Consider the following 8,248-nt stretch of genomic DNA (forward strand, 5'->3'; position numbering starts at 1 on the left):
GGTGGCGCGCAGGAACAGTTCGTTGGCCTCGACCGCGTGGATCGCGCGCGCGCCCGCCGCCTCGGCCAGCAGCTGCGCGCCGGCATTGGCGGCGCGGGCGTTGGCGAGCCACAGCTCGTCCTCGATCATCGCCAGCAGTTGCGCGGCGAGATAGCGCCCCTTGGAGAAGAGCAGCCCCGCCCGCTTGCGCCGCCGCGCGGTGGCACCGGCCTGGGCGGGATCGAAGAAGATCAGCGCCTCCGCGCCCAACCCGCCATTCTTGATGAAGCCGAAGCTGAGCGCGTCGACTCCCGCGCGCCAGGTCACGTCCGCCGCCGAGCAGCCGGCGTGCGCCACCGCATTGGCGAAGCGCGCCCCGTCCATGTGCAGCGCGAGACCGTGCCGCTTCGTCACCTCTGCGATGCCGGCGACGTCGGCGGGGCTGTAGACGCGGCCATATTCGGTGGCGTTGGTGATCGAGACCGCGTGCGGCTGGACGCGATGGACATCGCCGGCGATCTCGTCGATCCGCGCCGCCAGCGTGTCGGGCGTCAGCTTCGCGCCCTCACCGCCGGCGAGCAGCAGCTTGGCCCCGTGGGTATAGAACTCCGGCGCGCCGCCCTCGTCGTTCTGGATGTGCGCGTCATGGTGGCAGATGATGCCGCCATACGGCGGGCACAGCTGCGCCAGCGCCAGGCAGTTGGCGGCGGTGCCGCTCGGCACCCAGAACGCCGCGACCTCGCGCTCGAACAGGTCGGAGAACGCGCCGTCGAGCCGCTTCGACAGCGCATCACCGTCATAGGCGGTGTCCTGCGCGTTGGCGGCGACGATCGCGTCGAGCACCTTGGGATGAGCGGGAGCGGCGTTGTCGGAGAAGAAGCGCATCGCGGCGTCTTGCGATGCTGCGACGCGGCGCGTCAACCGGCGCTACACACCCTAGTCGTCCGGCTCTTCGCGCGGGCGGCGTTCGTCGCGCGGCGGCGGCGGTCGCTGGGGCGGATGCGACGAGTTGAGCGAGATGCTGCCGTCCTTGCCGACCTTGAGGTCGAGGCCCAGCCCCTGCAGCCGACCACTCAGCGTCGCTGCGCCGTTTCTGACCGCATCGCCGACTGCGTTGACCGCCTCCCCCGCGGCATCGGCGGCGTTGTCGATCGCGGCATCGGGGTCGACCTCCTCCTGGATCACCGGCCGCTGCACCGGGGCCAGCCCCAGCGCGGCGGTCATGAAATCGCGCCAGATCCGCGCCGGCACGCCGCCGCCCGACAGCCCCGGATTAGGCGTGTTGTCGTCATTGCCGACCCACACGCCGACGATCAGGTTCCTGGCGAAGCCGACGAATAGCGCGTCGCGGCTGTCCTGCGTCGTGCCGGTCTTGCCATAGGCGGGAATGGTCAGCGCCGCGCGCCGGCCGGTGCCGTCGTTGAGCGAGGCGTGGAGCAGGTCGAGCATCCCGTCGCGGATCGCCGCCGGCATGGTCGACTGGCCGCCGGTCAGCGACTGCAGCCAGCCCTTCTCGGCTACATCCTCCAGCCCGCGCGCGCCGACCGGGTAGTGGCCGTCGGCCACCGCGGCATAGGCGGCGGTCAGCTCCAGCAGCGACATGGTCTGGGTGCCGAGCGCGATCGTCGTCTCGCTGGCGATCGGGGTGGAGACGCCCAGGTCGCGCGCTGCCTTGATGACCGCGGCGACGCCGACCTTCTGGGTCAGCCGCACCGCCGCGACGTTGGAGGATCGCGCGAACGCCCGGCGCAGCGTGATCGCGCCCTCATAGCGGCCGTCGGCGTTGTGCGGCTTCCAGCCGGCGACATCGACCGGCTCGTCCTCAACCATCGAGTCGGGGGTCAGGCCGCTGCGCAGCGCCGCCAGATAGACGAACAGCTTGAACGCCGATCCCGGCTGCCGGCGGGCCTGGGTGGCGCGGTTGAACGGGCTGTCGCCATAGTCGCGGCCGCCGACCATCGCCACGATCCGGCCGTCGGGCCGCATCGCCACCAGCGCCGCCTGAGCCTGACGCAGCCCGGCATGGGCGAGGGCGCGCTCGGCGGTACGCTGGAGATGGCGGTCGAGCGTGGTCTTGACGCTCGCCTTGCTCCTGATCTCGCCCGCTCCCGATCCACTCGCCTGGTCGCGCGCGGCGGGCAGCACCCAGTCGGCGAAGTAGGTGCCGTTGGGCAGCGCCTCCTGGCGAAGCGGCAGGATGCGAGGCGTCTCGATCGCCTGTGCGCGCGCCTCGGTCAGGAAGCCCGCCTCGACCATCGCGCGCACCACCAGCCGCATCCGTGCCGCCGCGCCATCGGGATTGCCGGTCGGCGCGAGCCGCGACGGGGCCTTGACCAGCCCCGCTAGCATCGCCGCCTGGCCGACGCTCAATGCGCCCGGCGCGACCCCGAAATAATGCTTCGCCGCCGCGGTCAGGCCATAGACGTTGTCGCCGAAGTAGACGTTGGACAGGTAGCGTGACAGGATCTCGTCCTTGGACAGCCACGCCTCCAGCCAGAAGGCGATCGTCACCTCGCGCAGCTTGCGCGCGGCGGTGCGGTCGTTGTCGAGAAAGGCATTCTTGGCGAGCTGTTGCGTGATCGTGCTGCCGCCCTCGCGCACCCCGCCCGAACGTAGGTTGTGGAACAGCGCCCGGCCGATCCCGCGCGGGTCGATTGCGAAATGGTGATAAAAGCGTCGGTCCTCGATCGCCAGGAACGCCTGCGGGACGTGCGGTGGCAGCGCCTTGACCGACACCGGTGCGCCGATCACCGCACCGCGCCGCGCGATCGGGGTGCCGTCGTCGGCGGTGAGCGTGATCGACGGCGGCATCGGCGGCCTGAGCGAGCGCGACAGCGGCGCGGTGATCGCCAGCCAGCCGATCGCCACCACCAGCAGGACGATACCCACCCCCAATCCGCGCGCGATCCACCGCCAGCGGCTGGTCTTCCGGCGCGGCGGCACCGCCTCACCAGAGTCCTCGTCGGGGTCGAGCGGGTCGGCCTCCCCATCGTGCCGGTGCCGGCGCGTCCAGTCGTCGGGCGGCGGCAGGCCGCCGGTAAGCTCGTACGGCTCGGCATCGGCGGCACGGGGCCGGCGGGGGTCGAACAGGCTCATCTTTAGGTGTATTATCGCAATATAACAGTGGCGGCAACGGCCATGATCGTCGGTATCGACCCGGTACCGCCGCCGCGCTACGCAACCGCGGACAACGGAAAGGGAACGGCATGAGCGACTCGCAGCCTCTGGTAGTCGGCATCGGCGGCACGATCGGCGGCGTGTCCTCGACCGAGCGGGCGCTGTGCATCGCGCTGGAGGGCGCGCGCGCGCGCGGCTTCACGACGCGGCTGTTCGGCGGGGAGGCGATGGCGCGGCTGCCGCTCTACGACCCCAAGGCGACCAGCCGAACGCCAGAGGAGCGCGAGTTCGTCGAGACGATCCGCCAGGCGTCGGCGCTGATCATCGCCAGCCCCGGCTATCACGGTAGCATCTCGGGCGTGGTCAAGAACGCGCTCGATCTCCTGGAGGAGACGGCCAAGGACGAGCGGCCCTATCTGGCCGATATGCCGGTCGGGCTGATCGCTACCGCCTATGGCTGGCAGGCGACCGGCTCGACAATCGCGGCGCTACGCTCGATCGTTCATGCGCTACGCGGCTGGCCGACGCCCTTTGCGGCGGCGATCAACTCTCAGGTCACCAAGTTCGACGACGAGGGCGGTGTCAACGACCCCGCCGTGCGCGACCAACTGGCGCTGATCGGCCACCAGGTTGCCCGCTTCGCGCCGCTCGCGGCGGCCTGAGGACGGTCGCCAAGCCTTGCGCTGATGCCGCGCACTTCTCATGTTGCACCGCAGCAAGGATCGTCGCCGACGCATCCCATCATCGGAGCATCCTCAATGCCGATCCTCAAGACAAGGCATTGGAGCCATGCGATCGCCGGGGCCGCGGACATGTCGGCGAGCCGGCTACAACCGCTGACCGGGTTCGGCAGCAATCCTGGTGCGCTGAACGGCTGGCTCTACGCGCCCGACGACCGGACGGACATGGCGCTGGTGGTGGTGCTGCACGGCTGTACGCAGACGGCCGCCGGCTACAATCATGGCTCGGGCTGGTCCGACCTCGCCGAGCAGCACGGGTTCGCCGTGCTGTTTCCCGAGCAGCAGCGCACCAACAACCCCAATCTTTGCTTCAACTGGTTCGTGGCGCAGGATGTTGCGCGCGACAGCGGCGAGGTGCTCTCGATCCGGCAGATGATCGACGCCGTTGTCGGCCGGCACGCGATCGACCCGCGGCGCATCTTCGTGACCGGCCTGTCGGCCGGCGGCGCGATGGCCGGAGCGATGCTCGCCGTCTATCCCGAGCTGTTCGCCGGCGGCGGCATCATCGCCGGAATTCCTTACGGAGCGGCGTTCTCGGTCTCGCAGGCGATGGAGCGGATGCGCGGCGCGGGGCATCAGGGCGATCTCGCCTATGCCGACAAGGTTCGCCGGGCATCGTCTCATCAGGGGCCATGGCCGACAGTCTCGATCTGGCAGGGGGAGGCGGACCGCACGGTCAAGCCCGCGAACGCCGATGCCATCATCGGCCAGTGGCGCGGCGTCCATGGTGCCGCCGTCACCCCCGACCGGACCGACATCGTTGATGGTCACCGGCACCGCGTCTGGTTGGGCAGCGATGGCCGCCAGGTCGTCGAGGAGTATCGGATCGCCGGCATGGACCATGGCCTGCCGCTCAAGACGCAAGGTCCGGGCAGCTGCGGCACGGCGGGCGCGTTCATGCTCGAAGCCGGCATATCGTCGACCTGGCGGCAGGCGCAGACATGGGGTTTGCTCGGCGCGGCCCGATCCAGGACCGCAAGGCCGTCCGCCACGTCTCGCGCCAAGGCCGCTCCTGCCGCCACGACCGCAGCGATCAAGCTGCCGGTCATCGATCTCAAGACTACGATCGAGGGCGTGCTGAGGTCGGCAGGGCTGATGCGGTGACACCGGAGGCAGGTGGTGCCGGTGCGACGATGGCGATCGGTCGCTCGTTGACGCCGGCGGGCATCAACCCGCATGAGTTCGTCGCGTTCGTCGCGGCGTTGATGGCGGTCAACGCGCTTGGCGTCGACATGATGCTACCCGCCCTGCCGGCGATCGGCCGCGACCTTGCGATCGCGGATGCCAACCAGCGGCAATGGATCATCACCGTTTATATGCTGGGGTTCGGCGTCGGCCAGCTGCTGTACGGGCCGCTTGCCGACCGGTTCGGGCGCAAGGCGATCCTGTTGGGGACGCTGGCCGGGTTCGTCGCGGCGAGCATCTTCGCCGCGTCCTCGGCGAGCTTCGCCGCGCTGCTCGGTGCGCGGGCGCTGCAGGGGCTGATGTCGGCGTCGACGCGCGTCCTGTCGGTGGCGATCGTGCGCGACCGCTTCTCCGGCCGGCGCATGGCCAAGACGATGTCGGTGGCGCAGATGATCTTCTTCCTAGTGCCGATCATTGCGCCCAGCCTTGGCCAGCTGCTGCTCGGGCTCGGTCCCTGGCGGTTCATCTTCTACGCGCTGGCGACGTTCGCGGCGGCGGTGCTCGCCTGGTCGCTGCTGCGCCTGCCCGAGACGCTGCCGGTTGGGCGACGCATCCCGATCTCGCTGGCGTCGCTCGCCGGCAGCTATCGCCTGACGCTCACCAATCGCTATTCGCTCGGCTATGCGGTCGCGACGGCGCTGACCTTCGGCGGCGTGATCGCCTATGTCTCGTCCGCCCAGCAGATCTTCGTCGACCATTTCGGTGCCGGCCGCGAGTTCGGGCTGTTGTTCGCCGCCTGCGCCTTTGCGATGGGCTGCGCATCGTTCGCCAACAGCCGGCTGGTCGAGCGGCTCGGCACGCGGGTGCTGTCGCAGGTCGGCGTCCTGACGCTGATCGCGCTGTCGATCGTCCATGTCGCGGCGGTGCTGCTCGGGATCGAGACGCTGTGGAGCTTCATCGTCTTCCAGGCGCTCAGCCTGACCTGCATCGGCCTGTGCGGATCGAACTTTGGGGCGATGGCGATGGAGCCGGTCGGTCACATCGCCGGCAGCGCCTCGTCGGTCCAGGGCTTCATCACCAGCGTCGGGGCGGTGCTGGTCGGCTCGCTGATCGGCCAAGCCTATGACGGTACGACCCTGCCGCTCGCGATCGGCTATCTGGCGATCGGGGTCGCGGTGTTCGGCGTGGTCCAGGTCGTCGAACGGGGACAGGTGTTTACCGGGCGGATGACCGCCGCTTGACCGCCGGCTCGCCCGATCTGGCGCTGTACGTCCATTGGCCGTTCTGCGTTTCCAAATGCCCCTATTGCGACTTCAACAGCCATGTCCGCGACGAGGTCGACCAGGCGGCGTGGCGCGACGCGTTGCTCGTGGACCTCCACCATGAGGCGGCGCTGCTGCCGGGGCGGCGGCTGGGCTCGGTATTCTTCGGCGGCGGCACCCCGTCGCTGATGCCGCCCGCCACCGTCGCCGCGGTGCTGACGGCGGCGGAGCGCGCCTGGGGCTTCGCGCCGGACGTGGAGATCACGCTGGAGGCGAACCCGTCCTCGGTCGAGGCGGCGCGCTTCGCCGACCTGGCGGCGGTGGGGGTCAACCGGGTGTCGCTGGGGCTGCAGTCGCTCGACGACGCGACGTTGCGCTTCCTGGGGCGGGCGCACGGCGTGGCGGAGGGGCTGGCGGCGCTCGCCACCGCGCAAGCGGCATTTACGCGGGTATCGTTCGACCTGATCTATGCGCTGCCCGGCCAGTCGCTGGCGGCGTGGCAGGCGGAGCTGGCGCAGGCGCTGGGTCACGGCACCGAGCATCTGTCGCTGTACCAGCTGACCGTCGAGCCCGGCACCCGCTTCGCGACCGAGGCGGCGGCGGGCCGGCTGGCGATCCCCGACGGCGATTACGCCGCCGACCTGTTCGAGGCGACCCGCGCGATGACCGCCGCCGCCGGCCTGCCCGCCTATGAGACCTCCAACCATGCGCGGCCGGGCGCGGAGAGCCGCCACAACCTGACTTATTGGCGCTATCGCGACTATGCCGGCATCGGTCCCGGCGCGCATGGGCGGCGCGGCGGCACGGCCACGGTCCGTCACCGCAAGCCGGAGAACTGGCTGGCCGCGGTGGCCCGCAACGGCCACGGCCTGCAGAGCGAAGAGCTGCTCGATCCCCATGCGCGCGCGACCGAGGCGCTGCTGATGGGGCTGCGCCTCGCCGAAGGGGTCAACCTCGCCCGCATCGCCGCGCTGGCCGGCGGCACCGCGCCGATCGATGCGCGGCACGCAACAAGGCTGGAGGCGCAGGGGCTGATCGCAATCACCCCGGAGCGGCTGCGCGTGACGGAGGCGGGAGCGCTGCTGCTGGACGCGATCCTGCCGCTGATCGTCGCCGATCCGGTGCCGGCCTAGGCGCTACTTCGCGAAACCGGTCGGGGCCGGCGATACCGTCGCGACGCTGCCGCTGCGCACTTCCTGCACCTCCAGCGCACGTTCGGCGAGGCCGTCGCGACCGAAGCGGAACGCGCCGTCGATGCCGGCGAACCCGCCCACATCGCGCAACCGCGCCTCCGGAAACGGCCGCCCCACCGGCCAGTCGCGCGCGATACGCACCGTCAGCAGCACCGCGTCATAGCCCAGGCTCGACATGCGGTACGGGTCGGTGTGGAAGCGGGCGCGATATTTGGCGACATATTGCCAATAGAGCCCGTCCGAGACGCTGGCGAACCACGCGCCGGACAGGCTGGGGTAGCTGGCGAGTCGTGGCTCCGAGTTCCAGCGGTCGGTGCCGAGCAGGTGCGCGGCCGGCGAGCTTTTGTGGATCGCCGGCGCGGCCCCGGCGGCGGCGGCGCTGGAGTCGGCGACCAGTACCGCGCCATAGGGAGCCTTAGCGGCGAGGCGGCCGGCTGCCGCGGCCATCCCGCCGGCCGGATAGGTCTCCAGCGCCACCACCTGGCCACCCGCGCCCTCGACCGCGCGCAGGAAGGCGGTGGAGGCGCGCTGGCCGAACACGCCGGTCGGCACCAGGCCGGCGAAGTTCGTCACGCCGCGCCCCTTGGCATAACTCACCACCCGCTCGATCGACGGGGCCGGCAGATAGCCCATCAGATAGACGCCGCCGCCCGCGACGCTGGTGTCGTTGGAGAAGCCGATCACCGGCACCCCAGCGGCATGGGCGATCGGCGCGACCGCGCGCACGTCGTCGGCGAGCAACGGCCCGAGGATCAGCTCCGCCCCTTCGCCGACCGCGCGCCGCGCCGCTGCCGCCGCGCCGCCGGCGGTATCGTAGGTCCTGATCCGCAGT

The 8,248-nt window shown here is 70.7% G+C and carries 7 protein-coding genes; 4 read left to right on the forward strand and 3 right to left on the reverse strand.

All coding sequences use genetic code 11. From position 1 onward, the window contains the following. On the reverse strand, positions 1-864 hold an 864-nt coding region (locus HUU96_RS07625; RefSeq protein ID WP_174292238.1), incomplete at its 3' end, for a threonine aldolase family protein. Between the two features lie 51 nt (positions 865-915). Next, a complete protein-coding gene (locus tag HUU96_RS07630; protein ID WP_174292239.1) occupies positions 916-3,075 on the reverse strand; it encodes a transglycosylase domain-containing protein in 2,160 nt (719 codons plus the stop codon). Positions 3,076-3,185: 110 nt separating this feature from the next. Between HUU96_RS07630 and HUU96_RS07635 the strand changes: the two genes are divergently transcribed. From HUU96_RS07635 to hemW, 4 genes are all read left to right on the forward strand, one after another. Then, entirely contained in the window at positions 3,186-3,758 is a 573-nt protein-coding gene (locus HUU96_RS07635) for an NADPH-dependent FMN reductase (protein ID WP_174292240.1), read from the forward strand. Between the two features lie 96 nt (positions 3,759-3,854). Then, the gene (locus HUU96_RS07640) at positions 3,855-4,940 is read left to right on the forward strand and encodes an extracellular catalytic domain type 1 short-chain-length polyhydroxyalkanoate depolymerase (protein ID WP_217430288.1); all 1,086 of its coding nucleotides are present in this window, start codon (positions 3,855-3,857) and stop codon (positions 4,938-4,940) included. Between the two features lie 62 nt (positions 4,941-5,002). Continuing rightward, complete coding sequence (locus HUU96_RS07645) at positions 5,003-6,202, forward strand: multidrug effflux MFS transporter (RefSeq protein WP_174292244.1); 1,200 nt, start codon at positions 5,003-5,005, stop codon at positions 6,200-6,202. Further along, entirely contained in the window at positions 6,199-7,356 is a 1,158-nt protein-coding gene (gene hemW, locus HUU96_RS07650) for a radical SAM family heme chaperone HemW (RefSeq protein ID WP_174292241.1), read from the forward strand. Before HUU96_RS07645 ends, hemW begins: the two co-directional genes overlap by 4 nt. A 3-nt stretch (positions 7,357-7,359) precedes the next feature. Here the strand turns inward: hemW and HUU96_RS07655 are convergent. Beyond that, positions 7,360-8,248: penicillin-binding protein activator (locus HUU96_RS07655; RefSeq protein ID WP_174292242.1), on the reverse strand; the 889-nt coding region annotated here is incomplete at its 5' end.

The sequence above is a fragment of the Sphingomonas bacterium genome, from assembly GCF_903644135.1.
Lineage (GTDB): Bacteria > Pseudomonadota > Alphaproteobacteria > Sphingomonadales > Sphingomonadaceae > Sphingomonas.